Origin of the sequence: Amycolatopsis sp. TNS106, from assembly GCF_019330265.1 — a bacterium.
In the GTDB taxonomy this organism is placed as follows: domain Bacteria; phylum Actinomycetota; class Actinomycetes; order Mycobacteriales; family Pseudonocardiaceae; genus Amycolatopsis; species Amycolatopsis lurida.
The window spans coordinates 4,159,295-4,185,341 of sequence record NZ_CP024972.1 but is presented as its reverse complement, the minus strand read 5'-3'; the positions used below and the strand labels follow the sequence as shown (position 1 = coordinate 4,185,341).

The following is a 26,047-nucleotide window of genomic DNA, read 5'->3' as shown; positions in this document are numbered from 1 at the left end:
GTGCGGTCCTGGCTGGCGGGACTGTCCGCCGTCGTCACCGCGCTCGCCCTCTCAGCGGGCGTGATCGTGCTGACCTGGATCCCGCCGGAACCGGCGGCGATCCCGGTCGTGGAACCCGCGGTCATGCCGGGTGAGGACGGCGCGCCACTGGCGCTACCCGCCGACAGCGCGAAACGGGGGCAGCGGCCCGGCACCATCCGCCTGCCCGAAGGCGGATCGGCGAAACTCGTCCGCTCCGAGGTCACCTCCCAGGGCGTCCTCCCGATCCCGCGCGGACTCGGCGACGCGGCGTGGTGGGGTGCGCGGCTCGGCGCCGAAGCGGGTACGTCGCTGATCTCCGGGCATGTCAACTGGGGCGGCGTCAAAGGGCCGTTCGACGAACTATGGCGGATGCGCGAGGGCCAGGAAGTGGCCGTCAGCGACGCGGCGGGCGGCATCTGGGTCTATCGCGTGCGCGAGGTCGTCACGGTGCACAAGAACGACCTGCCCGCGCAGGCGGCGAAACTGTTCGCGCAGCGCGGGCCCCACCGGCTGGTGCTGGTCACCTGCGGCGGCGACTACCTCGGCGGAACGGACGGCTACCGGGACAACCGGGTCATCGTCGCGACCCCTGTTTCCGGGCCGCCCGCCTGAAATCGGTGCAACCTCTCTCGGCTCGCGTCGCGTGTCTAGCGACACCGGCCGCTCCGGCGGCTTGACGCGAGCAAGGAGTAATACCCGATGGTGGGACAGTTCGACGACAGCACGGCGAGCGAGGAGCAGCCGAAAAAGCGCTCCAGCCTGGGGTTGATCCTCATCGGCGCCGCGATCTTCGTGGTGGCGGCCGTGGTCGCGGTGCTGATTTTCACCAGGACGAGTGATCCGGTCGTCGCGGCCGCCCCCGGCCAGGCGGACACGTCGACGGGACAGCAGGCGCAGGCCCCGGCCGACACGGGACAGGCGCCCGGCACGGTCCGGCTCCCCGGCGGCGGCACGGCGAAATTGATCCGCAAGGAGCTGACCGCGGACGGGACCCTCCCCATCCCCGAGGGTCTCGACGAAGCCACCTGGTGGGGCGCGAAACTGGGCGCCGACCAGGGCGCGTCCCTGCTTTCCGGGCATGTGAACTGGAAGGGGAAGAAGGGTCCGTTCGACGAACTTTGGCGGCTCAAGACCGGCCAGCAGGTCGACGTCGTCGACACCGACGGCGGCAAGTGGGTCTACAAGATCGGCGAGGTCGTCACCGTGCACAAGACGAAACTGGCCGAACAGGCGGAGAAGCTGTTCGGGCCGGACGGGCCGCACCGGCTGGTGCTGGTCACCTGCGGTGGCGAGTACGTCGGCGGGACCGACGGTTACGAGGACAACCGCATCGTCACCGCCTCCTTGGTCAGCAGGCCCTGAGCGGTCCGACCTCGCCGGAGGTCGTGCGGGGACGGGCGGTTAGTCTGGTCCTTCTAGTCCATACCCGTCCCCGCATGCTTCGGAGCGTGGAGTGCCCGCCAACACCATTGAGACCGTCGTCAGCCTGTGCAAGCGTCGAGGCTTCGTTTTCCCGTGTGGAGAGATCTACGGCGGTACCAAGTCGGCGTGGGACTACGGGCCCCTCGGTGTCGAACTCAAGGACAACATCAAGCGCCAGTGGTGGAAGACCGTCGTGCAGAGCCGCGACGACGTCGTCGGCCTCGACTCCTCGGTGATCCTGCCCCGCCAGGTGTGGGTCGCGTCGGGTCACCTCGACGTCTTCACCGACCCGCTGATCGAATGTCTGTCCTGCCACAAGCGTTTCCGCGCCGACCAACTGGCCGAGGACTTCTCCGCCCGCTCGGGCAAGGAGGTGTCCGAGGACGACCTGTCCGAGGTGCCGTGCCCGAACTGCGGCACCCGCGGGCAGTACACCGCGCCGCGTGACTTCAACATGATGCTCAAGACCTACCTCGGCCCGGTCGAGTCCGAGGAAGGCGTGCACTACCTCCGTCCGGAGACCGCGCAGGGCATCTTCATCAACTTCCTCAACGTGCAGACCGCGGCGCGCAAGAAGCCGCCGTTCGGCATCGGCCAGATCGGCAAGTCGTTCCGGAACGAGATCACGCCGGGCAACTTCATCTTCCGCACGCGCGAGTTCGAGCAGATGGAGATGGAGTTCTTCGTCGAGCCGGGCGAGGACGAGACCTGGCACCAGTACTGGATCGACGCGCGCACCGAGTGGTACAAGGACCTCGGGATCAAGGCGGACAACCTCCGCCTCTACGAGCACCCGAAGGAAAAGCTCTCCCACTACTCGAAGCGCACCGTCGACATCGAGTACCGCTTCGCGTTCAACGCGGGCCAGGAATGGGGCGAGCTCGAAGGTATCGCGAACCGCACCGACTTCGACCTCACGACCCACTCGAACCACTCCGGCGTCGACCTGTCGTTCTTCGACCAGGCCACGAAGCAGCGGTTCCGCCCGTTCGTCATCGAGCCCGCGGCCGGTGTCGGCCGGTCGATGATGGCGTTCCTCGTCGACGCCTACCACGAGGAAGAGGTGCCGAACGCCAAGGGCAGCACCGACACCCGCGCGGTGCTCAAGCTGGACTACCGGCTCGCGCCGTTCAAGGTCGCCGTGCTCCCGTTGTCGCGCAACGCCGACCTCACGCCGAAGGCGCGCGACGTCGCCGCGGCGCTGCGCAAGCACTGGAACGTCGACTTCGACGACGCCGGCGCGATCGGCCGCCGCTACCGGCGCCAGGACGAGATCGGGACGCCGTACTGCGTCACCGTCGACTTCGATTCGCTCAACGACCACGCGGTGACCGTGCGGGAGCGTGACACCATGGCGCAGGAGCGGGTCGCGATCGACAAGCTGGAGTCCTACCTGGCGGGGCGCCTGATCGGCGCCTGAGTTCCGGCTGGTAAGTATGTGAAGGCCCCCTTCATTGCGTTAGGCGCAGTGAAGGGGGCCTTCACGTACTCACCTTCGCTTGCCCGGCCGCGACGGCCCCGCCCACCCCTGACACCTGTCACCCCCAGGTCGTGACGCTCGGCCCACGCCTGGACCGCCCGGCCGCGACAGGCTTGAGGCATGCGAGAACAAGACATCACCGCGGGGGCGGCGGTCCGGCTTTCCGGCCTGCGTAAGCACTACGGCGACGTCCACGCCGTCGACGGCGTGGACCTGACGATCGCGCCGGGCGAGGTGGTCGCCCTCCTCGGCCCCAACGGCGCGGGCAAATCCACCACGGTCGACATGATCCTGGGGCTCTCGAAACCCGATGCCGGCACTGTGACCGTCTTCGGGCGCGAGCCCGGCGACGCGGTCGGCGACGGGATGATCGGCGCGATGCTGCAGGGCGGCGCGCTCGTCGAGGATCTCACGGTCGCCGAGACCGTCGGCATGGTCGCGGCGCTGCATCGCGAGCCGATGCCCGTGCGCGAGGCGTTGCGCCGCGCCGGGATCGAGGACATCGCGCACCGGCGCTCCACCAGGCTTTCCGGTGGGCAGAAGCAGCGCGTGCGGTTCGCCGTCGCGCTCGTGAGCGACCCCGATCTGCTGATCCTCGACGAGCCGACGGCCGCGATGGACGTCGGCACGCGCCGCGAGTTCTGGAAGTCCATGTACGAGTACACGAATTCGGGCCGCACGGTCCTGTTCGCGACCCACTATCTCGAAGAGGCCGAAGAATTCGCCGACCGGGTCGTGCTGATGCGGTCGGGGCGGATCGTCGCGGACGGTTCGGTCGCGCAGGTCCGCGCGCTGGCCGGGGGACGCACGATCCGCGCGGTCGTGCCCGCGGCGGCGGAACCGGTGATCGCGGCGCTGCCCGCGGTCACCGGATGCGAACTCCGCGCCGGCCGCGTGGCGATCTCCAGTTCCGATTCCGACGCGACGTTGCGGGCGCTGCTGGCCCACGTGCCCGAAGCGCACGACATCGAGATCGGCGCCGTCGGCCTCGAAGGCGCGTTCCTGTCCCTGACCGCCGGAGAGGAAGCCGTCCGATGAACCCGGCCTACCTCAGGACCGAGATCGTCCGCACCTTCCGTTCGACCAGGTTCGTGCTCTTCGCCGTGGCCTTCCCGGTACTGATGTTCCTGTTGCAGGCCAACGTGTTCGTTGCCGGAGATGCGAACTTCGCGGGCGTGATCATGGTCAACATGATGGCCTTCGGGGCCTTCTCCGCCGCGATGACGAGCGGCGCGAAACTCGCCATCGAGCGGTCCACCGGCTGGCAGCGCCAGCTGCGGCTGACCCCGCTGACCGGAGCCGGTTACCTCGGCGGCAAGGCGCTGTCGGCGATGCTCGTCGCCCTTCCGTCGCTGCTCGTCGTCCCGCTGGTCGGCGTCCTCTTCCAGGGCGTCCACCTCGACGCCGCCGGCTGGCTGCGGCTCGTGGCCGGTAGCTGGCTCGGTGCGATCCCGCTGGTGCTGCTCGGCCTCCTGCTCGGCCAGTTCGGCACGCCGGAGTCGATGCAGCCGCTGAACATGATCGTCATGATGGGCATGGGTTTCCTCGGCGGCCTGTGGATCCCGATCGACGGGATGCCGTCGTGGATGGCCGGCCTCGCCCAGGTGACGCCGACGTACTGGCTGATCCAGCTGGTCCGCCCGGTCGTCACCGACCAGCTGACGGTGGGCCTCCCGGCCGCGCTCGGCGTGCTGGCGGCGTGGACCGCGGTCCTCGGGGCGCTCGTGATCAGGCGTTACCGTAAGGACAGTGCGCGGGTCTGAGAAAAGGGTGAACCGGTGAACGAGTACCCGGGCAGGGTGAGAACGGGTTTGGACAACCGGGAGAACTGGTGGTCGGACATGCCGCCGCGGACCGGCGGCGGACCGAAGCCGGCGAAGTGGGCGGTGCTCGGCACCGCCTTCGTCCTGCCGAGTTTCATTCCCACGGTGATCGAGCTGACCACCGACGGGATCACCGCGGAAGAACTGGTGATCGCCGGTTTCCTGCTCGCCTACGGCGTCTGTTATCTGCTGTTCCCGCTCGTTCTGCGGCCTTCCCGGCGGACGACGACCTACGTTTTTTCAGCGGTGATGCTGCTCATCGGCCTCGTCCTGGTCTTCCTGCACGACAACAACCCGTACATCCTCATCTACGCCACGGCGGTGCTGGCCTTCACGCTGCCACCGGCGTGGGCGGTGATCCTGGACGGCGGCGCCCTGCTGCTGGTGCTGGCCGTCCACCTGGTCGCCGGGAAGGACGACTTCGGTGACCTGGTGGCGGTCGCGTCGATCACGGCGGCGATGTTCTTCATGGCGAACCTGGTCCGCGCGGTGCGGAAACTGGAGGCGGCGAACCAGGAGATCGCGACGCTCGCGGTGGCGGGCGAACGCGAGCGCCTGGCGCGGGATCTGCACGACATCCTCGGCCACAGTCTCACCACCATCACGGTCAAGGCCGGGCTCGCCCGCCGGATCCTGGAGAGCGGCAAGGACGACACCCGGGCGCTGCAGGAGATCCGCGAGGTCGAGGGGCTGACCCGCAGCGCGCTCTCGGACATCCGGGCCACGGTCTCCGAATATCGCGAGGTGTCGCTGTCGGCGGAGGTCGCCGGGGCACGGGCGGCGTTGCGGGCGGCCGAGATCGACGCGGATCTGCCGCACGCGGTGGACAACGTCGACCCCGCCCTGCACCGCACTTTCGGCTACGTGCTGCGGGAAGCGGTCACCAACGTGATCCGGCATTCCGGGGCGAAACGGGTGAAAGCCCGCTTCGGCAAGACCTGGCTGGAAGTGGAAGACGACGGTGAAGGCGGCGACGCGACGGCGGGGAACGGCCTGCGCGGGCTCGCCGAACGGTTGGACGCGGTCGGCGGGACCTTGACCGCCACCACGCCACCTGGGGGAGGATGGCTCGTCCGGGCGGAGGTACCCGAGTCCGCTTTGCGGAGCGGCGCGCTCGCGCCACTCTCCGAACCCGCTGGAGGCCGCGCGTGATCCGGGTCCTGCTCGCCGACGACCAGGCGATGGTGCGCGGGGCGCTGGCCACCGTGCTCGGCCTCGAAGCCGACATCGAGGTGGTCGCCCAGGTCGGCTCGGGCGACGAAGTGCTCCAGCGGGCGAAGGAGACCGCCCCGGACGTCGCGCTCCTCGACGTCCAGATGCCGGGCAAGGACGGTCTCGAAGCCGCCGCCGAACTGCACGGCGCGCTCCCGCTGTGCCGGATCATCATCTGCACCACCTTCGGCAGGCCCGGTTATCTCTCGCGGGCGATGGCCGCGGGCGCCGCGGGATTCGTCGTCAAGGACGCTCCGCCGGAGCAGCTCGTGGACGCCGTCCGCAGGGTCCACGGCGGGCTCCGGGTGGTCGATCCCGCGCTCGCCGCCGAATCGCTCGCCACCGGCGCGAGCCCGCTCACCGGACGCGAACACGACGTCCTCCTGGCCGCCAAGGACGGCAGCACGGTGGCGGACATCGCCCGTGCCCTGCACCTTTCCGAAGGCACCGTGCGCAACCATCTTTCGGCCGCGATGGGCAAGACCGGGGCGAGGACCCGGGCCGAAGCGGTGCGGCTCGCGGAAGAGCACGGCTGGCTCTGAGATCGACTCCGTGCTCTGCGAGAATCACCCACGTGAGTACCGCCGAACGGACGAAACCGACTCGCGCGAACTGGGTTCGCCGGATAGTGGCGGGGTTCCTGCTGGTCGTCGTCGCGGTGATCGGCGGAACGGCGTTCCGGGTCTGGCAGGTCGCGCGGGAGGACGTGCGCGACCGGGCCGACGTCATCGTGGTGCTCGGCGCGGCCCAGTACAACGGCAGGCCGTCGGAGATCTTCCAGGCCCGGCTGGCCAAGGCGAAGACGCTGTACGACCAGGGCGTCGCGAAGGTGATCGTCACCGCGGGCGGCAAGAAGGCGGACGACAACTACACCGAAGCGCACGCGGGCGCGCAGTGGCTGCGCAAACGGGGCGTTCCCCCGTCGGCGACGCTGCCGGTCGGCGAGGGCAGCGACACCCTGCGGAGCCTCCGCGCGGTCGCCGAGCAGGTGCAGAAACGGGGCTGGAAGACCGCCGTGCTGGTCAGCGACCCGTGGCACTCCTTCCGGGCGCGGGTGATGGCCGACGACCTCGGGCTGGAGACCTGGACGTCGCCCACCCATCGGGGCCCGATCGTGCAGACCCGCGAGACGCAGGCTCGCTACATCGTCCGCGAGACCGGCGCGCTGCTGTACTACCGCCTCACGAAGTCGCCGGCGGACAGTCTGTTCGGTACCGGCGAGGTCTGACGCCCGATAAGTGTCGGTGAGCACGTTTAGTCTGGTCGGGTGGACACCTACACCGAGGCCGACAGGGCGCGCTTGCTGCCCGAGCGGCCCAAGGCCGCGGCGTTGGAAGGCGCCGCGGACGGGCGGAGCGCCTTCGCTCGTGATCGCGCCCGAGTGCTGCACTCGGCCGCTCTGCGCCGGCTGGCGGGCAAGACCCAGGTGGTCGGTCCGGGCGAAGGGGCCGAGGTCAGCGGTGTGCCCCGCACGCGGCTGACGCATTCGCTGGAGGTCGCCCAGATCGGCAGGGGCATCGCGGACGAGCTGGGCGCGGATCCGGATCTGGTGGACACGGCCGGTCTCGCGCACGACATCGGGCATCCGCCGTTCGGGCACAACGGCGAGCGCGCGCTGAACGAGGTCGCCCGGCCGTGCGGCGGTTTCGAGGGCAACGCGCAGACGCTGCGGATCCTGACCAGGCTGGAACCCAAGGTCCTGCTCGAAGACGGGGTCGTCGGCGGGCTGAACCTCACCCGCGCCTGTCTCGACGCCTCGATGAAGTACCCGTGGCAGCGGGAAGAAGGCAATCCGAAGTACGGCGTCTACGCCGATGACGCCGAGGTGTTCGCGTGGGTCCGGGAGGGCGCGCCCGAGCGCCGCACCTGCTTGGAAGCGCAGATCATGGACTGGTCCGATGACGTCGCCTATTCCGTGCACGACGTCGAAGACGGGGTGCTGGCGGGCCGGATCTCGTTGCGGGTGCTGGCCGACGCGGAGGAACGCGCGGCGGTGGCCGAGGCGGCGCGAAGGTTCTCGAACCGGTCTCAGTCCACTTTGGAGGGTGCGGCGAAGGAACTGCTCGACTTGCCGGTGGTCGCCGAGCTCAGCGAACCGGGGCTGGATGGATCACTCAAGGCGCAGGTCGCGTTGAAACGGCTGACGAGCGAGTTGGTCGGCCGATTCGCGACGGCGGTCGTCGGCGCGACACGGGAGGTGTACGGCGGAGGGCCGCTGAGCCGTTACGCCGCGGAGCTGGTCATTCCGGAGCAGGTCGCGGCCGAGGTCGCGTTGCTCAAGGCGCTCGCGCTGCGGTACGTGATGAGCGACAAGCGGCGTCTCGCGATGCAGGACGGCCAGCGCCAGATGCTCGCCGAACTGGTCGTCGCGCTGTGCCGACGCGCGCCCGACGCGCTGGACGGCCTGTTCCTGCCCGCGTGGAAAGCCGCCTCGGACGACGCGGCCCGGCTTCGCGTGGTCGTCGACCAGGTGGCGTCGCTCACGGACGCGCAGGCGTACGCGTGGCACGCCTGGCACACCGGCAGGCACGGCTGAACGGAACTTTCGGACAGGAGACGGGCGGGCCCGTCCACGGTACGGTCTGCGACATGGGCGCTGTCGAAAGCCACCTCCGGTTTGGTCTGGACCTCTATCGGGTGCTGGCGAGCCGCACCGAGAACGCGTGCTTCTCGCCGTACTCGATCGCGAGCGCGCTCGGCCTGGTGACGCAGGCCGCCAAGGGGAAGACCAGAGAAGAGCTGATCGCCCTGCTCGGCGACCCGGACGGGCTCGCCGACCTGCTGGGCAAGGCCTCGTCGCTGCTCGACGACGGCCCGGAACTCGCGGTCGCGAACACGCTCTGGGCCTGGGACGGGCTGCCGCTGGAGGATTCCTTCCGTGCGGAACTGGCCACCTGGCCGGGCGGCAAGGTCGAGAGCGCCCCGTTCGGTGACGATCCGGAGGCCGCGCGACGGCTGATCAACGCCGACGTCGCCGAGGCCACCCGCGAGCTGATCCCCGAACTGCTGAAGCCGGGGACCGTCGCGCCCGACACCGTCGCCGCGATCGTCAACGCCCTGTATCTCAAAACCGCCTGGACCAATCCGTTCTCGCGTGACAACACCGCGCCCGCGGACTTCCACGCGCCGTCCGGCACCCGTACGGTGCCGACGATGTGGCTCGAAAAACAGCTCGACCACACCCACGAGGACGGCTGGCAGGTCGTCCGCCTCGGTGCCGAGGGCGGGGTGGAGGCGATCGTCCTGCTGCCGGACGGCGACCTCGACGACGCCGAACTCGACGCGGGCAAGCTGGCGGGACTGCTGGAGAACACGCGGTCCAAGACCATCGCCCTGTCGCTGCCGAAACTCGACCTCGACGTCGACAGCCCGCTGACGGCGAAACTCCAGGACCTCGGCGTCCGGACGATGTTCACCGCCGACGCCGACCTCACCGGGCTCGCCGACGACGACCGGCTCGAAGTGTCCGAGGTCGTCCACCAGTCCGTGCTCCGCATCGACGAGCAGGGCCTCGAAGGCGCGGCCGCGACGGCGGTGCTGATGCGGCTGACGTCGCTCATCGTCGACGAACCCCTGGAAGTCGCCGTCGACCGGCCCTTCCTTCTGCTCGTCAGGCATGCCTCGACGGGTGTGATCTACTTTCTCGCCCGCGTTGTCGAGCCGTGAGGACGGTCCGTGAGTCTTTTCCAGGCTAAGGCTGAGGCTGGGGCTGCGGCGGAGTTGGAGGCCGAAAAGACTCCCGCGAGCCCCCGCCGGTTCGCCGCCGCCGACGCCGCCATCATGGGCGGCTTCCTGCTGTTCGCCTTCCTGCTCTACAACGGGCTCTGGCTCGACCTCAAGGACGGCTATCTCTGGAACAGCGCGTCGGACCAGAACCTGTGGGAGTGGTTCTTCTCCGTCACCGCGGACAACGTGCTGCACCTGAGGAACCCGCTCAGCTCGCATTTCCAGAACCATCCCCTCGGCGTGAACCTGATGGCCAACACGGCCATGCTCGGCATCGGCATCCCGCTGTCGCCGGTCACGCTCACCTTCGGCCCGACGGTCACCTGGGCCATCGCGCTCACCGGCGGGCTCGCCGGCACCGCGGCCGCCTGGTACTGGGTGTTCTCACGCCATCTGGTCACGCACCGGGTCGGCGCGGCCATCGGCGGCGCGTTCGTCGGCTTCGCCCCGCCGATGATCTCGCACGGCAACGCGCACCCGAACTTCGTCGCGTGGTTCGTCCTTCCGTTCATCGCGCTGCTGGTCTTCAAGATCGCCCGTGGTGAACGCCCCGTCCGCAACGGGATCTTCCTCGGCCTGCTGGCGGCGTACCAGATCTTCCTCGGCGAAGAACCGCTGCTGATCTTCGCGATGGCGTTCGCGATCTTCGCCATCGCCTACTTCGCGACGAACCACCGCGAATTCCCGCCGATGGCGAAACCGCTGGGGATCGGCGTCGGCATCGGGGTCCTCGTGGCGCTCGTGCTGTGCGCTTTCCCGCTGTGGTGGCAGTTCTTCGGCCCGCAGAGCTATCAGGCGATCGAACACGGCCCGGTCGGGAACGACACGGCGGCGTTCACCCGGTTCGCGACGCAGTCGGTCGCCGGGCAGCCGCAGGCCGCCGCGGACGTGTCGATGAACCGCACCGAGGAGAACGCCTTCTTCGGCTGGCCGTTGATCGTGCTGATGGTGGTCATCACCGTGTGGCTGTGGCGCGAGGCGTTCGCGCGGGCGCTGGCGATCTCGATGTTCGTGATGGCCTGGCTTTCGCTCGGCGTGCAGATCGTCGTGGTGCACGAGGAAACCGGGATCCCGGGACCGTGGAAGCTGTTCTCCGAACTGCCGCTGTTCGAGTCGCTGCTGGAATCGCGGCTCGCGATGGGCTGCATCCCGCTGATCGGCGCCTTGCTGGCACTGGCGACCGAACGCGTCCACGCGGTCGCCTCGAATCTCCCCGAAGTGCCGGGGGAGCGGCGATTCCCGTTGCGGCTGCTGTGGATCGGCGTCGTCGTCGCGGTCCTGCTGCCGATCGCGCCGACACAGCTGATCGTGAAGGACCGGCCGCCGACACCGCGGTTCCTCGCCGACGGCACCTGGCGGAGCTACGTCGCGCCCGGCGGGACCGTGGTGCCCGTGCCGTTGCCGAGCTCCGGTGAATCCGAACCACTGCACTGGCAGATCGACGCGGGCCTCGGCTATTCGATGCCGGAGGGCTACTTCGTCGGGCCGAGCGGCCCGGACGACAAACGCGGCCGCTACGGCGCCATCCAGCGGCCGACGTCGATCATCTTCGACCAGATCAAGCAGACCGGCGTGCCGGCGGCGATCACCGAGTCGCAGCGGGTGCAGGCGCTGGAGGATCTGCGGTACTGGAACGCCGACGTGCTCGTGCTGATCCCGCGCGAACACCAGGACGCCTTCCGGACCACAGTGGACCTGCTGCTGCGGAAGCCCGCCGAGTTCGTCGACGGCGTCTGGGTGTGGGACGTCCGGACGATCACTCCCTGAGGCCGGCGCGGCTCGCGGACCACCGCGAGCCCACCGGCATCGCCAGGTGCGCGTTGACCCGGACCGTCCGGCTACCGAGCCGTGCCGCGACCGCGGCGGCGTACTCCTCGTCCGCGCCCCACACCGAACCGCACAGGCCGCCGGCCGTGGCGTTCGCCAGCCCGACCGCTTCGTCCACCGTGGAGCATCGGACGACCGGCAGCACCGGGCCGAACTGTTCCTCGGTCACGACTCGCATCCCGTCGTGCGCGTCGGCGACGATCGCCGGGGCGAAGAAGTACCCGGGCCCGTCGAGTGGCCCGCCGGTCACGATCCGCGCGCCGTCCGCCCGCGCCTCGTCGGTGAGACCGGTGACGCGGTCGTACCGCGGCCGGTTGTTCACCGGGCCGAGCTGTGTCCCGGGGGCCCGTCCGTCGCCGACCACGACTCGCGCCGCCACGTCCGCCAAGGCCTCGACGACGCCGTCGTGGACGGGCCCGACGGCGTAGACCCGCTCGACCGCCACACCGATCTGGCCGCAGTTGGCGAAGGCGCTCCAGAAGAGCCGTTCCGCGATCGCGGCCGGATCGGTGCCGGGGAGGACGATCGCGGGATCGTTGCCGCCCAGTTCCAGTGTCAGCCGCCGCCATTCCGGCGCGGCCGCCATCCGCTTCCCGGTGTCGGCCGAGCCGGTGAAGTCGACCTGCCGGATCCCGGGATGGGCGAGCAGGTACTCGCCGAGGGGATCCCGTCCGGTGAGCACGGTCAGCACTCCCGGCGGCAGCACCTGTGCCAGCATCCGGCCGAGGTGCAGCGTGGTGAGCGGGGTGCGCGGCGAAGGCTTGAGCACCACCGTGTTCCCGGCGGCGAACGCCGGCGCGAGTTTCGCGACGGCCGACTGCACGGGGAAGTTCCACGGGGTGATCGCGGCGACCGGTCCGTCGCCGTCGGCCCGTGGTTCCGGCCTCAGCCCCGCGAAGTACCGGAACCTCGACGCCGCCTCGGCGAACTCGGCTTCGGCCTCGTGAAGCGGTTTTCCCTGCTCTTCGGAGAGCACGGGGGCCAGCACGGGAGCGGCCTCCTCGACGACGACCGCGCACGATGTCAGCGCGGCGTGCCGATCCGAGACGTGCCAGGCGGGCCATGCCGCGGCGGCGGCGCGGACCGCCTTGTCGACCTCGGCGGGCCCGCAGTCGGGGACGGCCGTGATCCGTAGTCCGGTGGCGGGGTCCTCGACGGCGAGCATCGATCCTCCTCGGGGCCGACTCGTCAGCCTACCGTCGATGATCGACTGGGGGTTCCGGCGAAAAGGCGAAATCGTGGGCCCGACCGGCCGCGTGGCGCGAGTAACCGGCGTCACCGGCGTCACTGTCACGTCCTCGCGGGCCGTCTCGTCCATTCGGTGATCGCAACCGCACGAGGAGGACACCATGCCGCGTATTCCCGCCGTCAAGACCGCCGAAGCCGGCTTCCTGCTGAAGCTGTTCTACAAGTTCGCCGGCAAGCGCTTCGGCGCCGTGCCCGAGCCGATGGCCGTCTACGCGCACCACCCGGCGCTGCTCCGGGCGAACGGCATGCACGAAATGATGGCGGAGAAGGCCAGCAAGACGCTGCCGCCGAACGTGCGCGAGCTGGCCGTGTACCGCGTCGCGACCCAGCTCGGCTGCACGTGGTGCATCGACTTCGGGACCATGCTGCAACTGCACGAGGGCCTCGACATCGAACGGCTGAAGAACATCGACGACTACGCGAAGTCGCCCGCCTTCACCGACCAGGAACGGCTCGCGCTCGCGTACGCCGACGCGATGACCGCGAGCCCGGTTACCGTCACCGACGACCAGGTCGCCGAGCTGGAACGCGAGTTCGGCCGCAAGGGCGTCATCGAGCTGACGTACCAAATCGGCCTCGAGAACATGCGTGCCCGGATGAACAGCGCGCTCGACATCACCGCGCAGGGCTTCACCTCGGGCGACGCCTGCAAGATCCCGCTTCCCTGACGCGGTCAGACGCCGACGCGGGCCCGGGCGGTGGTGAGCTTGTCCGGGTTCGCCATGTCGTAGATCGCGACGATCTTCCCGTCGCGGATGACGAACGCGTCGACGTGCTCGTCGAGCGCCCGGTACCGGTCCGAACCGGGCTGAGGCGGCAGGTAGACCCCGAGGTCGCCGTTGACCAGCGCGAGCCTCGCCTGCTCCATGCCCGCGGGGTCGTACATCCGCATGAGGCCCTGGAACAGCCGGGTGACCTTGTCGAACCCGGCGACCGTGTGGATCGCCGTGCGCGCCTTGCCGCCGCCGTCGCCGACGAGGACGACGTCGGGATGCAGGACCTCGGCCACCGCCTGGATGTCGCCGGTGAGCATCGCGGTCAGGAACTTCTCGATGATCCGCTGCTGCTCGGCGAGCGCCGTCCGGGGCGGCGGGTCGGCGTCGGCGACCGCGCGGCGGCCGCGGGAACCGTGCTGGCGCGCGGCTTCCGGCGTGCAGCCCAGGATGTCGGCGATCTCCCCGAACGGCACCGAAAACGCGTCGTGCAGGACGAACGCGACGCGTTGTTCCGGCGTCAGCCGGTCGAGGACCACCATCGCCGCCATGCGCATCCCGTCGTCGCGGACGGCGACGGTCAGCGGGTCTTCCGACGACGGCGTGCCCAGCGGGCCGAGGACGGGTTCGGGCAGCCATTCGCCGACGTACCGTTCGCGGCGCACCACCGCGGACCGCAGCCGGTCGAGGCAGATACGGCTGACGACGGTGGTCAGCCAGCCCTTGTGGTCTTCGATGGCCGAGCGGCGCTGTTCGTCCAGGCCGCTCAGGCGCAGCCACGACTCTTGGACCGCGTCCTCGGCGTCGGACAGCGTGCCGGTCAGCCGGTAGGCGACCGATACCAGCTGGGGGCGCAGCGCGGCGAAATTCCCGGCGAGTTCGTCCAGGGCGGTGCTCATTCCCCGAGTGTGCCGCACAGCGCTCCGGACGCGGGAACTAGAGTGATGAGCGTGGCAGGACGGATTCGGGAGAGCGACATCGCGGAGGTGCGCGAGCGCAACCGGATCGACGAGGTCATCGGTGACTACGTGGCCCTCCGCAACGCCGGCGGCGGCAGCCTGAAAGGGCTTTGCCCGTTCCACAACGAGAAGACCCCGTCGTTCAATGTGCGCCCCACCCACGGCACCTTCCACTGCTTCGGCTGTGGCGAAGGCGGTGACGTGATCAAGTTCATCCAGAAGATGGACCTGATCTCGTTCGTGGAAGCCGTCGAGCGCCTCGCGGATCGCGTGGGGTTCCGGCTGACCTACGAAGGCGGTGGCGGAAGCGTCCAGCGTGATCGCGGCACCCGCGCCCGGCTGATCGAGGCGCACCGCGCGGCGCAGGAGTTCTACGCCGAGCAGTTGCTCACCCCGGACGCGCGGGCGGCGCGGGACTTCCTGTCCGAGCGGGGTTTCGACGCGGCAGCCGCGCAGACGTTCGGCTGCGGGTACGCGCCGGCGGGCTGGGACAAGCTCACGAAGCATCTGCTCAACCGCGGGTTCGAGGTCAAGGAACTGCTCACGGCCGGGCTGGCCAAGGAGGGGCAGCGCGGGCCGATGGACCGGTTCAACCGGCGGCTGCTCTGGCCGATCCGCGACGTCGGCAACGAGGTGGTCGGGTTCGGCGCGCGGCGCCTGTACGACGACGACCGCGTCTCGGCGAAGTACCTGAACACGGCGGAATCGCCGATCTACAAGAAGTCGCAGGTGATGTTCGGCCTCGATCTGGCCAAACGGGAGATCGCGAAGCGGCACCAGGTCGTCGTCGTCGAGGGCTACACCGACGTGATGGCGATGCACGCCGCCGGGGTCCCGACGGCCGTCGCGTCGTCGGGGACTGCGTTCGGCGAGGACCACATGAAGGTCCTCCGGCGGCTGATGATGGACGACGACGCCTTCCGCGGCGAAGTGATCTTCACCTTCGACGGCGACGAAGCGGGCCAGAAGGCGGCGCTGAAAGCGTTCGAGGGCGACCAGACCTTCGCCGGGCAGACCTACATCGCGGTCGCCCCCGATGGAATGGACCCCTGCGAACTGCGGCTCGCCAAGGGCGACGCCGCGGTGCGCGACCTGGTCGCGCGGCGGATCCCGCTGTTCGAATTCGCGATCAAGAGCATGCTCAAGGCGTTCGACCTCGACTCGGTCGACGGTCAGGTGGCGGCGTTGCAGAAGACCGTCCCGATGGTCGCGGGGATCAGGGACCGCGCCAGCCGCGACGGCTACGCGTCGAAACTCGCGTGGTGGGTCGGCTGGCAGGACGCGGCGCAGGTGGTGAACCGGGTGCGCGGCAGTGCGGGGGCCGCGGCGAAACGCTCCGCCACCGTCGAGGTCCGGCGGCCCGCTCCCTCTTCGGCGGCGGCCGCGGCCGAGGAGGACCTGCCCAGGCCCGCGCCCGGCGACCCGCGGTTCATCGCGCAGCGTGAAGCGCTCAAGGCGGCGCTGCAGCAGCCGATGCTCGCCGGGGCGGAGTACGACGCGCTCCCCGAGGACGCGTTCACCCACCCGGTTTACGTCACCATCCACAAGGCGTTGCTGGCCGCCGGGGGAGCGGGTTCCGGGCTGACCGGCCCCGCCCTGCTCGACGCCGCCGCCCCGCACTGCCCGCAGGGAACGGTGCGGCGAGTGCTCAGCGAGCTTTCGGTGGAACCGTTGCGCGCCAAGGGTGAGGTCGACTCGCGTTACATCTCCGCGCAACTCGCGGCGGTGCAGGAGAGCCTCGTCGGCCGCCAGATCAACGAGATCAAGTCGAAGCTCCAGCGGCTTTCCCCGGTCGAGGCGCCGGACGACTACCGCGCCCTGTTCGGCGACCTCGTCGCGCTCGAGCAGTACCGGAAGGCGCTTAAGGAACAGGCCATCGGCGGATTGGACTGAGCATGGGCTGGCTGCGTCACCTGCTGGGTGACCGTGTCCCGGCGGATTTCGACGGATCGCTCGACGACGGCGAACACGTCGTCGGCGGCGCGGCGGTCGAGGGCGGCGGATACCTGCTGGTCACGGCGCTGGGACTGTGGATCCCGGGGCCGCGCCGGGTCGGCTGGCATCTGGTCGGCAAGGCCGCGTGGTCCGACGGGGTGCTGACCCTGACCGAATCCGAGGAGACCGGGACGGCGGGGAACGCCGTGCTGCTGGCCGACAAGTCCCCGGTCCGGTTCAGGCTGCCGAGGCCCGGCAAGGTCCCGATCCTGGTGCGGCAGCGGGTCGACGGCTCGGTCCGGGGACGGCACCGCAAGGACCTCGAAACCGGGGGAGCGTGGTTCGTCGAGCGCAAGGTCCCCGGTCAGGACGGCACGGTCTTGCAGGTGCGGCCCGATCCGGGCACCGACGACGACGTCGTCAAGGCGATCGCCGAGGAGGCGGCCAGGAAGCTGGCGAAGCACGGCAGCTAGCAGTACGCTCGTACTGTATCGCTGGGAGGCGCCATGTGGGATCCGGTCAAGTACCTCGACTACGCCGACCTGCGGGCCAGGCCGTTCCACGACCTCGTGGCGCGGATCCCCGCCGCCAAGCCTCGCCGGGTCGCCGACCTCGGCTGCGGACCCGGAAACCTGACCGCCGGCCTGGCGGAACGCTGGCCCGGCGCGATCATCGAAGCGAGCGACAGCTCACCCGAAATGGTCGAAGCCGCCCGCTCACGCGGCGTCGACGCGCGAGTGCTCGACGTCGACGACTGGGTGCCCGAACCGGACACCGACGTGGTCATCTCGAACGCCGTGCTCCAGTGGGTCCCGCGGCACCGCGACCTGCTCCGTCGCTGGGCAGGCCTCCTGCCGTCCGGGGCGACGCTCGCGTTCCAGGTCCCCGGTAACTTCGATGCCCCGTCGCACGCCCTGGTCCGCGCCCTCGCGTGCACCGAGGAGTGGGCCCCGCGCCTCGCCGACGTCGTCCTGCGGGAGAACGAGGCCGTCGACAGCCCGCTCGGCTACGGCAACCTGCTGGCCGACGCGGGCTGCGCCGTCGACGCCTGGGAGACGACGTATCTGCAGCGGCTGACCGGGGAAGACGCCGTGCTCGAATGGATCACCGGCACCTCGCTGCGGCCGGTCAAGGACGCCTTGCCTGGGGAGGACTGGGACCACTTCCGTGTTCAGATCGCCCGGAAACTGGACGAGGCCTACCCGCCGCGCCCCGACGGGACCACCTGGTTCGAGTTCCGGCGCGTCTTCGTGGTCGCCGTCGTGCCGTGAAAAGGGCCCTCCGCCGCCGGCGAAGGGCCCCTTGTTGGGTTCGTCTCGGGCACGGTCAGCGCTGAGACCGCCCGAACCGCTCACCGACCTTGGCGCGAGCGACCCCGGCGGCGCCCTGCACCATGGGGTGGTCAGCGATCTTGCGGTAGGTCCGCACGATCTGCTCGTACCGCCCCCGGCCGGCCTTCGCGCCCAGCACGTAGCCCGCGGCCGCGCCCAGCAGGAACATCTTCATCCGAGTCCACGCCTCCGTTCGATCTTGCTCCAGCTGTCATTGTCCCTCAAAACGCGAGCTTGACGAGGTGATCCCCGAAGTGGGGGGTGGGTGTGCGGCCGCCGAGGGGCATGGGCTAAAGTTCTCTCATCGGTCGGAGCGATCCGGCCGGTACGGAGCACAATCCCCTGTAGCTCAACTGGCAGAGCATTCGGCTGTTAACCGGAGGGTTCTTGGTTCGAGTCCAAGCGGGGGAGCACAGAGTTCCTTCAAAAAAGCCCAGGCCACGCGGCCTGGGCTTTTTCGTGTCCGGACTCCGCACCTTCACGCGGCGAGTTCGCGGGTCGACCAGCGAGTGAACGGCTGCTAGGAAACCTGTGTGGTGTCCGCGATCGGCACGCTTCGGCCGCTGACCGGGCAAAAGACGATGCTCGAGTTCGGCGAGAAACAGGCTGGCCGGTAGGTCACCGTTCCCGCGTTGCCGTACGGATACCCGGCGCTTCCGGAAAAGGTCACCCACTCACCTGGCACCAGCCTGGGATGCGTCATCTTCCGGACGGACAACGTCCCGCTTGCGGCACCTTCCAGCTGGAGCGACATCCAGGCGTTGTCGAACTGGTTGGCAGGCACCTCGGCGAACCGGGACGGCCACAGCATGCTGAAGCTCGCCTCGATCGACTCGGTCGCGCCGACATTCGCCGTGGCCGGGGCAGTAACGGTCAACTGCGGATCGATGTACCACAGGCCCCCGGTTCCCAAGGAGGCGTAGTACCTGGCAGTGACCGTGTCGGCTGCCGCGGGCGCCGCCGCGATGGTCGTCAATCCCACGGCTGCCACCACCGAAACCAGCACGGATGCGACTTTCCTGCTCCAACGAGACATGGCGCTCCTTCGACGTCGGTTGGTCGGCGCTCAGCATGCGCCCGTCTGGGCCCGCGTGTCGTCTCATGAAGTGTGGCGTCCCGCCCGAAGCCGGACTGGCTGTGACCACTCAGCGCTTCGTCTCGTATCGGGTCAGCACGACGCCGCCGGGAAACGTCCGCGTCTCGACGAGATTCAGCCGCACCCAGCCGTCCAGCACGGTGAAGAACGGCGTACCGCCGCCCACCAGGACCGGCACGGTGACCAGCACGTACTCGTCGATCAGCCCCGCCCGCATGGCCGCCCCGGCGAGCGTCGCGCCGCCGATGTCCATCGGGCCGCCGTCCTCGGCCTTGAGCCGGGTGATCTCGGTGACCGCGTCGCCGGTCACCAGACGGGTGTTCCCTTCGACCGTGCCGGTCGTCGACGAGAACACCACCTTCGGCATGGCCCGCCAGCGGCGGGCGTACTCGATCTCGGCGGGGGTGGCGCCGGGTCGCTGGTCGGCGGTCGGCCAGTGGGAACTCATCGCCTCCCACAGCTTGCGCCCATACAGCGCCAGGCCCGTCGCGGCCACCCGGTCGGACCACCACCCGAACAGCTCGTCGCTCGGCGACGAATCCGGTCCGTCACCCCCACTCCAGCCGAGGTCGTCGCCGGGCGCGGCGATGTAGCCGTCGAGCGTCACATTCATGCCGAAGGCCAGTTTCCGCATGGCGTCATCCTCCTGTGCACCGATCTCACCCGTACGGCGCGCGGATCAGATCCGGGTCATGGTGGAGGTGTAGCCGCCTCCGTCCGGGTAAACCCAGTCTCCGGTCATGGTGGTGCCCTCGGCGTCGAAGGTGCCCCGGAAATAGGCGGGGCTGCCCTTCTCTCCGGCCCAGATGGTCAAGGTGTCGCCGGTGAGTTCGTAGGCGTAGTCGAGGGTGTTCCCGGCCGAGTCGTAGAACCGGGAGACCACGTCCTCGCCGGGGGGTTCGCCGAACGGGCGCAGGTTGCCGATGACCTCCAATCCGGTGATCCGCTCTTCGAACTGGCTGAGTTCGACGTGCTGCAGCAGGAAGAATCCGCCCGTCATCCATTCGTACCGCACGGTGCCTTCGGCTCCGCCGGTCACCTTCCAGGTGCCGACCAGCCGGTCGAGTGCCCGGAGTTCGGGGCTGGGCTCGATGGTCGTTTCGGCCATGGTTTCCTCCTTCTGAACGTGATCTCGACGATATCGGGGCCGGGTGGAGATCGCCGATCCGTGGCGCGGTGGCGGTGGAAATTCACCGAGGAGGAGTCATGGCCCGGCCCCGGAATCGGCACGACCCGACGTGGCCGGGCTGCTGCTGGCCGTGCCGCCCATCGCGGCGATCGGTCTGCCCAGGAGCTCGCCCGCCGAGTTCGCCACCTGACCGTCGAGCTCGACGTACCGCTGCGGCTGTCGCTTCCGTCCGATGTGGCCGGTGCCATCCCCGGAACGGACCGGGGGAGGGTCGGCCGCGCGGCGACGCCCAAGCGCTCTCGGTCGAGATTTCCCATGGGGGAAAGGGATTCGCCGTCGATGACCGGAGTCACGAGGGGACCGTAGTGCGAGACCGCACACGTCGCTCAGTCCGCCAGCGCGGCGCCGAGCGTGCGGGCGGCGCGGGCGACGGTGTCGGACATCGTGACGGAGGACTGTGGCAGCGTGAGCACGGTCGCGATCGAGCCGACCGTCCGGCCGGTCGGCAGCCTGACGGACGCTTCGACGGCGACGAGTTCGTGTTCCGCTTGCCACAGGGGGCAGAAGCGGCCGGTGCGCTGGGGCACCGTCGAACCGGGCCGGAGAAGGACGCCGTCCTCCGCCCGGGTGAGGCTGGCGGCGGCGATCAGGATCCGGCCGTCGCAGGGGACGGCGAGCACCGAACTGGCCCGGGTGGCCGCGGCCAGGCGCCGGAGTTCGCCACGCGCGAGTTCCAGCAGCCGCGGATAAGGCTGCCACGATTGGCCGAGCCGGAATGCCTGCGCGCCGACGCGATAGCGGTTTTCGCTGCGCTGGACAACCTCCAGTGCGGTCAATTGCTCGAGTAATCGGTATGCCGTCGATTTCGGCAGCGAACAGGAATTGGCCAGCTGGGTCAATCCCGCTTCACCTTGATGTCGTACCAAGGCATCCAATAGGGTGAAGGCGCCTTCGAGGACGCTTCTTGCTCTTCTCTTGGTCTCCACTGAAATCCCCTCGCGCGGTCCGTTGGGCGGAATCCTTGCTGACAAGGCCATGCCGTCGGTGTCAGGCTGGAACCACCCCGGTTCGTATCTTCGGTCATAAAGCGCGGACTGGGAAGAGTACGTCCACCGAACGGAAAGAGGTTCCGGCAAAATGCGAAGATCCATTCGGCTGGGTGTGGCATTGGCGGGTCTGCTCGCGGGTCTGCTCGTAATGCCACCGGCCGCGGGCGCGGACGATATCGGTGTCGCCGCCTCGCCATCGTCTCAGAAGACCGCCGCGGATTTCGACGGCGACGGGTTCGCCGACAAGGCGGTTTGGCGTCCAGGTAACGGTGTCTGGTACGTGATCCGCAGCAGCAACGGCAGTGTCGTGACCCAGCAGTGGGGTGTCTCGGGCGACGTGCCGGTGGCCGCGGACTACGACGGCGACCATCGGGCCGACTTCGCCGTGTGGCGGCCGAGCAACGGAATTTGGTACATCATCCAGAGCAGCACCGGCACGGTGGTGACCCAGCAGTGGGGCGTGTCCGGGGACGTTCCCCTGACCGGCGATTTCAATGGTGACGGCCGCTCCGATTTCACGGTGTGGCGGCCGAGTAATGGCACCTGGTACGTGCTCGGTATCGCCACGGTGCAATGGGGGGTCGCCGGTGACGTTCCGGTCTCCGGCGATTTCAACGCCGACGGGCGCGCCGACTTCACCGTTTGGCGCCCGAGCGACGGCGTCTGGTACGTGCGGGGAATCGCGACCCAGCAATGGGGTGTCGCGGGCGATATTCCGGTGGCCGGCGATTTCAATGCGGACGGCCGCGCCGATTTCGCCGTGTGGCGGCCCGGTAACGGTGTCTGGTACGTGCTCGGTATCGCGACCCAGCAATGGGGGGTCGCCGGTGACGTGCCCATGGCAGGCAATTTCGGTGGCGACCCGCGGGCGGACTTCGTGGTGTGGCGGCCGTCGAACGGGACCTGGTACGGCCTTGGCCTGTTCACCACCCAGTGGGGGACACCGGGCGACATCCCGGTCTGAGCCGTGAACGGGAACCTCCGTCTTCCGTCCGCGGAAGACGGAGGTTCGATCATGAACCAGGTTCCGTGTCGCGGAGATCGGGTATGTCCCTCAATTGCCTGCGCGAAGTGATGCCGAGCTTGCGGAAGATGTTGCGGAGGTGGGCGTCCACCGTGCGGGGACTGAGGAACAGGCGGGTGGCCACTTCCTTCGAGGTCGCGCCTGCCGCGACCTGGCGCGCGATATGCGTCTCCTGCATGGTCAGGTGGTCGTGGGAACGCCCGGAGCGGCTGCGCGCGACCTCCCCGGTCGCGCGCAGCTCGTCGGCGGCCCGCCGGGTGAACGCCTCCAGCCCGATCTCCGACAGCTGGTCGTGCGCGGCGCGCAGGTGGTCGCGCGCCTCGCGGCGGCGGCCCGCGCGGCGCAACCATTCGCCGTACCGCAGCCGCGCCCGCGCGAGATGCACCGAGAGCGGGCCGTCCGCCAGATACCGGAGTGCCTCCAGGTGGTCGGGCTCCGTGTCGCTGACCATGGCCCGCGCGCTCGCCGCGATACCGAGGGCGAAGGTGGTCCCCGCGGGTTCCGCGCGGGCGGTCAAGGAGTCCAGCGCCGACCGGGCGACGGAATCCTGCCCGCACCGCACCGCGGCTTCGACGAGTTCGGGCAGCGCGATGCCGGCGAGGAAGAGGTCGCCGCTCGCCACGGCCTGGGTCGCCGCGTCCAGCGCTGCCGGGTATTCCGCGAGTCCGTTGTACAGCACGGCCGTCGCCCAGTGGGCGTTCGCGGTCAGCTGCCCGTTGCCGCGAGTCGTCGCTTCGGCGAACAGGTCGAGCACCTCCCGGCGGCGCCCGCGCATCGCCGCCAAGTGCACGCGCGGGTACAGCTGCGGCGGATCACCGACGGCGTCCGCGATCGCCTCTTCCTCCGCGATCGCGGCCATCGCCCGCCCGAAGTTCCCGGTGAGCACCGCGTGCAGCGCCACCTGGGACAGGCCGAGCCGGATGGTCATCGGCGATCCCGTGTCCCGGCCGGTCCGCACCAGCCAGTCGACGATCGTCGCGTGCAGGTCGATGTCCCACAGCTCGCCCGCGAGCACGGTGGCCAGGGCCGGCGTCCTGGTCCAGCCGGCATCGTCGCCGGTGAGAACGCGGCGAAGCGCGGGCACACCGGCATGGTGTCCTTCGGTGGTCAGCCGCACCAGCGCGTCGAGGAGATCCGGCGGTCCTGACGTCGGCGGCGCCGAGCGGGCCGCGTCGAGAACCCGGTCCAGCACTCCCGCGGCCCGGCCGACCACGAGCCCCATTTCCAGCGCCGCGACGAAGGACTCGCGTGACCGCTCCGGATCGACGGCGGCGAGCCGCTCCGCCGCGCGCAGGATGAGCTCCGGCCCGCGAACGGCCCCCTCCGTGCCTTGGACGAAGGCGATCCGCCCGCGCAGCAGGTCGACCGAGGCGTGCTGGGAGACGCCCAAGGTCTCGGTGTCGACGCTGGCCAGCAGCTCCGCGGCCGCGTCCGTCGCGCCCGCTTCCAGCGTGGCCCGCGCGGCCGCGAGGGTCCGCTCGGTCTGTTTCGCAGGATCGAGCGAAAGCGCCGCCGCGCGTTCGAGGAACGCAGCGGCGGCCGCCACACCTCCGCGTGCCTGCGCGCGCGAAGCCGACAATTCCAGTTCCGCCGCGACCTGTTCGTCCGGCCCGGAGGTGGCCTGGGCCCGGTGCCAGGCCCGGCGGTCTCCGGCGGTTCCCGGGTCGGTGACTTCGGCCAGTGCTCGATGTGCCGTGTGGCGCTGCTCCGGTTCGGCCGCGCGGTACGCGGCGGAGCGCGCCAGCGGATGGCAGAAGCGCGCCCGCGTGTCGAACCGGATCAGCCCGGAGGCCTCGGCCGCGGCGCTCGCGGCGGGCACGTCGATGTCCAGCCGCCGCGCGGCCGCCCACAGCAGACTGGGATCGCCGGTGGGATCGGCGCTCGCGAGGGTCAGCAGCCGCCGCGCGTCCACGGGCAGTTCCGCCATCCTGGTCCGGAAACTCCGCTCGATCCGGCTCGCGATCGGTGACGGCGCCGGCGGTGCGAAACCGCCCGCCTTCGGCAGTTCGATGAGCGCGAGCGGGTTGCCGCGCGCCTCCGCGAGCAGGCGATCGCGCACACGCTCGTCCAGCGTCACGGTCTTTTCCCCGGCCAGCAGGGCACGCGCGTGCGTGTCGCTCAAACCGCCGACCGTCAGTCCCGGCAGGTCGTCCAGCCCGCGAACCGGATCCTGGTCACGCGCGGCGAACACCATCGCGATGGGTTCGGCCGCGATCCGCCTCGCCAGGAACACCAACGCCCTCGCCGACGCGGTGTCCAGCCAGTGCGCGTCGTCGACCACGCACAGCATCGGACGCGTCCCCGCGGCGGTCGCCAGGAGTTCGAGCGCGGCGAGACCCACCCGGAACGGGTCCGGCGCGCCGTCGGCCAGCCCGAAGGCGACCAGGAGGGATTCGCGGTAGGGAGCCGACAGCGTGTCGAGGTGCGCCAGCGCCGGGACGCACAGCTGGTGCAGAGCCGCGAACGGCAGTTCACCCTCGAATTCCGACCCGGACGCGCGGATGAGCTGGAACTCCTCGGCCGTCGCTCGTTCGACGTGGTCCAGCAGCGCGCTCTTGCCGATACCCGGCTCGCCACGGAGGACCAGCACCCCGCCCTCGCCTCGGCCCGCCGCGTGGACCAGCGCGAGGAGGCGATCGATCTCGGCTCGTCTGCCGATGAGCGGACGGGGGGACGTCGGGGGCATGGTCCGAACCCTAGCGAGGCGGAATAGGTGATTGTCGCCGACGCGAACGGACGGCCGCCCGCGCGATCGTGGCGGCATGACAGTACGAGCGACGAACCGGATGTCCGCGGGGTGGCGATGCTCGGCCTGACGCTCACCGCCACCGAACTCACGGTGGTCGTGGATGGCGGTCCGCGACGGCGCGGACGGTGCGGTCGAAACCCGTGACTGAACTCGGTCGAGAAAGGACACTCCACAATGGACACTGTATTGGTGACCGGCGCTACCGGAACCATCGGAGCCGCTCTGATCCCCGCTCTGCGATCCCGCGGCGTCGCCGTCCGCGCGATGACCCGGGACCCCGAGCTTTCCATTCCCGGCGCCGAGACCGTCGTCGCCGACCTGCGTGACCCGGAAGCGGTCGGTGCGGCACTGAAAGGCGTCGACACGGCCTTCCTCAACAGCCCTTCCGCACCCGACGCCGCCTCGCTCCAGATCCGGTTCGCCGACCTCGCCCGGGACGCGGGCGTGAACCGGCTCGTGCTGCTCTCGCAGTACGCGGCGCACGCCGACTCGCCGGTGCGGTTCCTGCGCTGGCACGCCGAAGTGGAGGCGCACGTCCGCTCGCTCGGGATCGAGTACACCGTGCTGCGTCCCAATCTCTACTTGCAGGCGCTGCTCGCCTTCGCCGGCACCATCGCGCAGGGCTTCTTCGCCGCACCCATCGGCGACGCCGCCGTCAGCGCCATAGATACCAGGGACATCGCGGACGCCGCCGCGGCCGTGCTGGCCGGCACGGGGCACGCCGGCCGGATCTACACGCTGACCGGACCGCGTGCGGTGACCCACGGCCAGATCGCCCAGGCGCTCTCGACCGCCACAGGGCGGAACGTCGTCTTCCATGACACCTCCGCCGATCGGTTCGCCGCGGCGCTGAACGGTTTGCTCCCGCCGTGGCAGATCGACGGCCTCATCGAGGACTACGCGCACTACGCCAGAGGCGAAGCCGCCGAAGTGCACACGGCCGTCGCCGACCTGACCGGAAAACCGGCGCGCGACGTCACCGACTTCGCCCGCGACCACGCCGCCGATTTCCTGTCCGCGTGAAGCGGAAAACCGATGATCCAGCACTGCATCCGGTTCGCGCTCATGGCGGACGTTTTCGAGGAGGAAAGGCCGTGGGGTCGCGCGGATGGGGGCGGCGCCGGTTCGAGAACCTGCCCGATGTGGCCGGACTGGTCGGCGAACTCAAGAGGTACAGCGGCAGTGTCGCACCTGGCAGGCATGGGCGGCCGATTACCGCTTCCGGGGGTTCTCTTCGCAATTAGGTGACTAATTGCGAGAGGTGGCTGAACGTGTTCGCGGCATGGTGGTCATATCACCCTTC

At 69.8% G+C, this 26,047-nt stretch carries 25 protein-coding genes and 1 tRNA gene; 18 read left to right on the top strand and 8 right to left on the bottom strand.

Features of this window, described 5'->3' with window-relative positions; all coding sequences use genetic code 11:
- The 11 genes from CVV72_RS18750 (at position 1) to CVV72_RS18700 (ending at position 11,451) form a co-directional block, all read left to right on the top strand.
- Positions 1 to 633, top strand: a complete 633-nt coding sequence (locus CVV72_RS18750; protein ID WP_219153581.1) for a class F sortase — start codon at positions 1 to 3, stop codon at positions 631 to 633.
- Positions 634 to 720: 87 nt separating this feature from the next.
- The gene (locus CVV72_RS18745) at positions 721 to 1,383 is read left to right on the top strand and encodes a class F sortase (RefSeq protein WP_219153580.1); all 663 of its coding nucleotides are present in this window, start codon (positions 721 to 723) and stop codon (positions 1,381 to 1,383) included.
- Positions 1,384 to 1,474: 91 nt separating this feature from the next.
- Positions 1,475 to 2,863, top strand: coding sequence for a glycine--tRNA ligase (locus CVV72_RS18740; protein WP_034316415.1), 1,389 nt, complete (start codon positions 1,475 to 1,477; stop codon positions 2,861 to 2,863).
- 180 nt (positions 2,864 to 3,043) lie between these two features.
- Positions 3,044 to 3,961, top strand: a complete 918-nt coding sequence (locus tag CVV72_RS18735; protein ID WP_219153579.1) for an ABC transporter ATP-binding protein — start codon at positions 3,044 to 3,046, stop codon at positions 3,959 to 3,961.
- Positions 3,958 to 4,686 carry an ABC transporter permease gene (locus CVV72_RS18730; protein WP_219153578.1) on the top strand — a complete coding sequence of 243 codons (729 nt, stop codon included), beginning with the start codon at positions 3,958 to 3,960 and terminating at the stop codon, positions 4,684 to 4,686. The genes CVV72_RS18735 and CVV72_RS18730 overlap by 4 nt, the downstream gene beginning before the upstream one ends.
- Before the next feature lie 15 nt (positions 4,687 to 4,701).
- The gene (locus CVV72_RS18725; protein ID WP_219153577.1) at positions 4,702 to 5,898 is read left to right on the top strand and encodes a sensor histidine kinase; all 1,197 of its coding nucleotides are present in this window, start codon (positions 4,702 to 4,704) and stop codon (positions 5,896 to 5,898) included.
- Positions 5,895 to 6,500 (top strand): response regulator transcription factor, encoded by a 606-nt coding sequence (locus CVV72_RS18720; protein WP_219153576.1) that lies wholly within the window; start codon positions 5,895 to 5,897, stop codon positions 6,498 to 6,500. Before CVV72_RS18725 ends, CVV72_RS18720 begins: the two co-directional genes overlap by 4 nt.
- A 32-nt stretch (positions 6,501 to 6,532) precedes the next feature.
- Positions 6,533 to 7,186, top strand: a complete 654-nt coding sequence (locus CVV72_RS18715; protein ID WP_219153575.1) for a YdcF family protein — start codon at positions 6,533 to 6,535, stop codon at positions 7,184 to 7,186.
- 39 nt (positions 7,187 to 7,225) lie between these two features.
- Complete coding sequence (locus CVV72_RS18710; RefSeq protein ID WP_219153574.1) at positions 7,226 to 8,494, top strand: deoxyguanosinetriphosphate triphosphohydrolase; 1,269 nt, start codon at positions 7,226 to 7,228, stop codon at positions 8,492 to 8,494.
- A gap of 53 nt (positions 8,495 to 8,547) precedes the next feature.
- A complete protein-coding gene (locus CVV72_RS18705; RefSeq protein WP_219153573.1) occupies positions 8,548 to 9,624 on the top strand; it encodes a serpin family protein in 1,077 nt (358 codons plus the stop codon).
- 9 nt (positions 9,625 to 9,633) lie between these two features.
- Positions 9,634 to 11,451: a glycosyl transferase gene (locus CVV72_RS18700; RefSeq protein ID WP_219153572.1), complete on the top strand. Its 1,818-nt coding sequence runs from the start codon at positions 9,634 to 9,636 to the stop codon at positions 11,449 to 11,451.
- On the opposite strand, the gene CVV72_RS18695 is transcribed toward CVV72_RS18700, so the two are convergent.
- Positions 11,441 to 12,676: an aldehyde dehydrogenase family protein gene (locus CVV72_RS18695; protein ID WP_219153571.1), complete on the bottom strand. Its 1,236-nt coding sequence runs from the start codon at positions 12,674 to 12,676 to the stop codon at positions 11,441 to 11,443. The genes CVV72_RS18700 and CVV72_RS18695 overlap by 11 nt on opposite strands.
- 184 nt (positions 12,677 to 12,860) lie before the next feature.
- On the opposite strand from CVV72_RS18695, the gene CVV72_RS18690 reads away from it, so the two are divergent.
- Complete coding sequence (locus CVV72_RS18690) at positions 12,861 to 13,427, top strand: carboxymuconolactone decarboxylase family protein (RefSeq protein ID WP_219153570.1); 567 nt, start codon at positions 12,861 to 12,863, stop codon at positions 13,425 to 13,427.
- Between the two features lie 5 nt (positions 13,428 to 13,432).
- Here the strand turns inward: CVV72_RS18690 and CVV72_RS18685 are convergent, their stop codons facing one another.
- Entirely contained in the window at positions 13,433 to 14,371 is a 939-nt protein-coding gene (locus CVV72_RS18685) for a sigma-70 family RNA polymerase sigma factor (protein ID WP_219153569.1), read from the bottom strand.
- A gap of 45 nt (positions 14,372 to 14,416) precedes the next feature.
- Here CVV72_RS18685 and dnaG point away from each other — a divergent pair, with 45 nt between their 5' ends.
- From dnaG to CVV72_RS18670, 3 genes are read left to right on the top strand one after another with little or no spacing between them, the layout of a single operon-like run.
- Entirely contained in the window at positions 14,417 to 16,324 is a 1,908-nt protein-coding gene (gene dnaG, locus CVV72_RS18680) for a DNA primase (protein ID WP_199745451.1), read from the top strand.
- Between the two features lie 2 nt (positions 16,325 to 16,326).
- Positions 16,327 to 16,839 carry a hypothetical protein gene (locus CVV72_RS18675; protein ID WP_219153568.1) on the top strand — a complete coding sequence of 171 codons (513 nt, stop codon included), beginning with the start codon at positions 16,327 to 16,329 and terminating at the stop codon, positions 16,837 to 16,839.
- 33 nt (positions 16,840 to 16,872) lie between these two features.
- On the top strand, positions 16,873 to 17,637 hold the full coding sequence (locus tag CVV72_RS18670) for a trans-aconitate 2-methyltransferase (RefSeq protein WP_219153567.1): 765 nt from the start codon (positions 16,873 to 16,875) through the stop codon (positions 17,635 to 17,637).
- A gap of 55 nt (positions 17,638 to 17,692) precedes the next feature.
- Here the strand turns inward: CVV72_RS18670 and CVV72_RS18665 are convergent, their stop codons facing one another.
- On the bottom strand, positions 17,693 to 17,872 hold the full coding sequence (locus CVV72_RS18665; RefSeq protein ID WP_034316429.1) for a hypothetical protein: 180 nt from the start codon (positions 17,870 to 17,872) through the stop codon (positions 17,693 to 17,695).
- Positions 17,873 to 18,035: 163 nt separating this feature from the next.
- On the opposite strand from CVV72_RS18665, the gene CVV72_RS18660 reads away from it, so the two are divergent.
- Positions 18,036 to 18,108: transfer RNA gene (locus CVV72_RS18660), tRNA-Asn, on the top strand.
- A 109-nt stretch (positions 18,109 to 18,217) separates the two neighbouring features.
- Here the strand turns inward: CVV72_RS18660 and CVV72_RS18655 are convergent.
- The 4 genes from CVV72_RS18655 to CVV72_RS18640 all read right to left on the bottom strand — a co-directional run bounded on the left by CVV72_RS18655 (position 18,218) and on the right by CVV72_RS18640 (position 20,821).
- Positions 18,218 to 18,703, bottom strand: coding sequence for a hypothetical protein (locus tag CVV72_RS18655; protein ID WP_219153566.1), 486 nt, complete (start codon positions 18,701 to 18,703; stop codon positions 18,218 to 18,220).
- A gap of 139 nt (positions 18,704 to 18,842) precedes the next feature.
- Entirely contained in the window at positions 18,843 to 19,427 is a 585-nt protein-coding gene (locus CVV72_RS18650) for a dihydrofolate reductase family protein (protein ID WP_219153565.1), read from the bottom strand.
- 45 nt (positions 19,428 to 19,472) lie between these two features.
- On the bottom strand, positions 19,473 to 19,901 hold the full coding sequence (locus tag CVV72_RS18645; protein ID WP_219153564.1) for a DUF1579 domain-containing protein: 429 nt from the start codon (positions 19,899 to 19,901) through the stop codon (positions 19,473 to 19,475).
- Positions 19,902 to 20,308: 407 nt separating this feature from the next.
- Complete coding sequence (locus tag CVV72_RS18640) at positions 20,309 to 20,821, bottom strand: helix-turn-helix domain-containing protein (RefSeq protein WP_255632736.1); 513 nt, start codon at positions 20,819 to 20,821, stop codon at positions 20,309 to 20,311.
- Positions 20,822 to 21,059: 238 nt separating this feature from the next.
- Between CVV72_RS18640 and CVV72_RS18635 the strand changes: the two genes are divergently transcribed.
- The gene (locus CVV72_RS18635; protein ID WP_219153562.1) at positions 21,060 to 21,935 is read left to right on the top strand and encodes a VCBS repeat-containing protein; all 876 of its coding nucleotides are present in this window, start codon (positions 21,060 to 21,062) and stop codon (positions 21,933 to 21,935) included.
- Between the two features lie 49 nt (positions 21,936 to 21,984).
- Here the strand turns inward: CVV72_RS18635 and CVV72_RS18630 are convergent, their stop codons facing one another.
- Entirely contained in the window at positions 21,985 to 24,681 is a 2,697-nt protein-coding gene (locus CVV72_RS18630) for an AAA family ATPase (protein WP_219153561.1), read from the bottom strand.
- A 237-nt stretch (positions 24,682 to 24,918) separates the two neighbouring features.
- Between CVV72_RS18630 and CVV72_RS18625 the strand changes: the two genes are divergently transcribed.
- Positions 24,919 to 25,767: an NmrA family NAD(P)-binding protein gene (locus CVV72_RS18625; protein WP_219153560.1), complete on the top strand. Its 849-nt coding sequence runs from the start codon at positions 24,919 to 24,921 to the stop codon at positions 25,765 to 25,767.
- The last annotated feature ends 280 nt before the right edge of the window (positions 25,768 to 26,047 follow it).

Bases quoted from the DNA above. Each gene is read 5' to 3' on its own strand.
- CVV72_RS18625 (WP_219153560.1), top strand. From the start codon at position 24,919: ATGGACACTGTATTGGTGACCGGCGCTACCGGAACCATCGGAGCCGCT.
- CVV72_RS18665 (WP_034316429.1), bottom strand. From the start codon at position 17,872: ATGAAGATGTTCCTGCTGGGCGCGGCCGCGGGCTACGTGCTGGGCGCG.
- CVV72_RS18705 (WP_219153573.1), top strand. From the start codon at position 8,548: ATGGGCGCTGTCGAAAGCCACCTCCGGTTTGGTCTGGACCTCTATCGG.
- CVV72_RS18630 (WP_219153561.1), bottom strand. From the start codon at position 24,681: ATGCCCCCGACGTCCCCCCGTCCGCTCATCGGCAGACGAGCCGAGATC.
- CVV72_RS18745 (WP_219153580.1), top strand. From the start codon at position 721: ATGGTGGGACAGTTCGACGACAGCACGGCGAGCGAGGAGCAGCCGAAA.
- CVV72_RS18685 (WP_219153569.1), bottom strand. From the start codon at position 14,371: ATGAGCACCGCCCTGGACGAACTCGCCGGGAATTTCGCCGCGCTGCGC.
- CVV72_RS18730 (WP_219153578.1), top strand. From the start codon at position 3,958: ATGAACCCGGCCTACCTCAGGACCGAGATCGTCCGCACCTTCCGTTCG.
- CVV72_RS18690 (WP_219153570.1), top strand. From the start codon at position 12,861: ATGCCGCGTATTCCCGCCGTCAAGACCGCCGAAGCCGGCTTCCTGCTG.
- CVV72_RS18670 (WP_219153567.1), top strand. From the start codon at position 16,873: ATGTGGGATCCGGTCAAGTACCTCGACTACGCCGACCTGCGGGCCAGG.
- CVV72_RS18675 (WP_219153568.1), top strand. From the start codon at position 16,327: ATGGGCTGGCTGCGTCACCTGCTGGGTGACCGTGTCCCGGCGGATTTC.
- dnaG (WP_199745451.1), top strand. From the start codon at position 14,417: ATGAGCGTGGCAGGACGGATTCGGGAGAGCGACATCGCGGAGGTGCGC.
- CVV72_RS18650 (WP_219153565.1), bottom strand. From the start codon at position 19,427: ATGCGGAAACTGGCCTTCGGCATGAATGTGACGCTCGACGGCTACATC.
- CVV72_RS18695 (WP_219153571.1), bottom strand. From the start codon at position 12,676: ATGCTCGCCGTCGAGGACCCCGCCACCGGACTACGGATCACGGCCGTC.
- CVV72_RS18735 (WP_219153579.1), top strand. From the start codon at position 3,044: ATGCGAGAACAAGACATCACCGCGGGGGCGGCGGTCCGGCTTTCCGGC.
- CVV72_RS18635 (WP_219153562.1), top strand. From the start codon at position 21,060: ATGCGAAGATCCATTCGGCTGGGTGTGGCATTGGCGGGTCTGCTCGCG.
- CVV72_RS18645 (WP_219153564.1), bottom strand. From the start codon at position 19,901: ATGGCCGAAACGACCATCGAGCCCAGCCCCGAACTCCGGGCACTCGAC.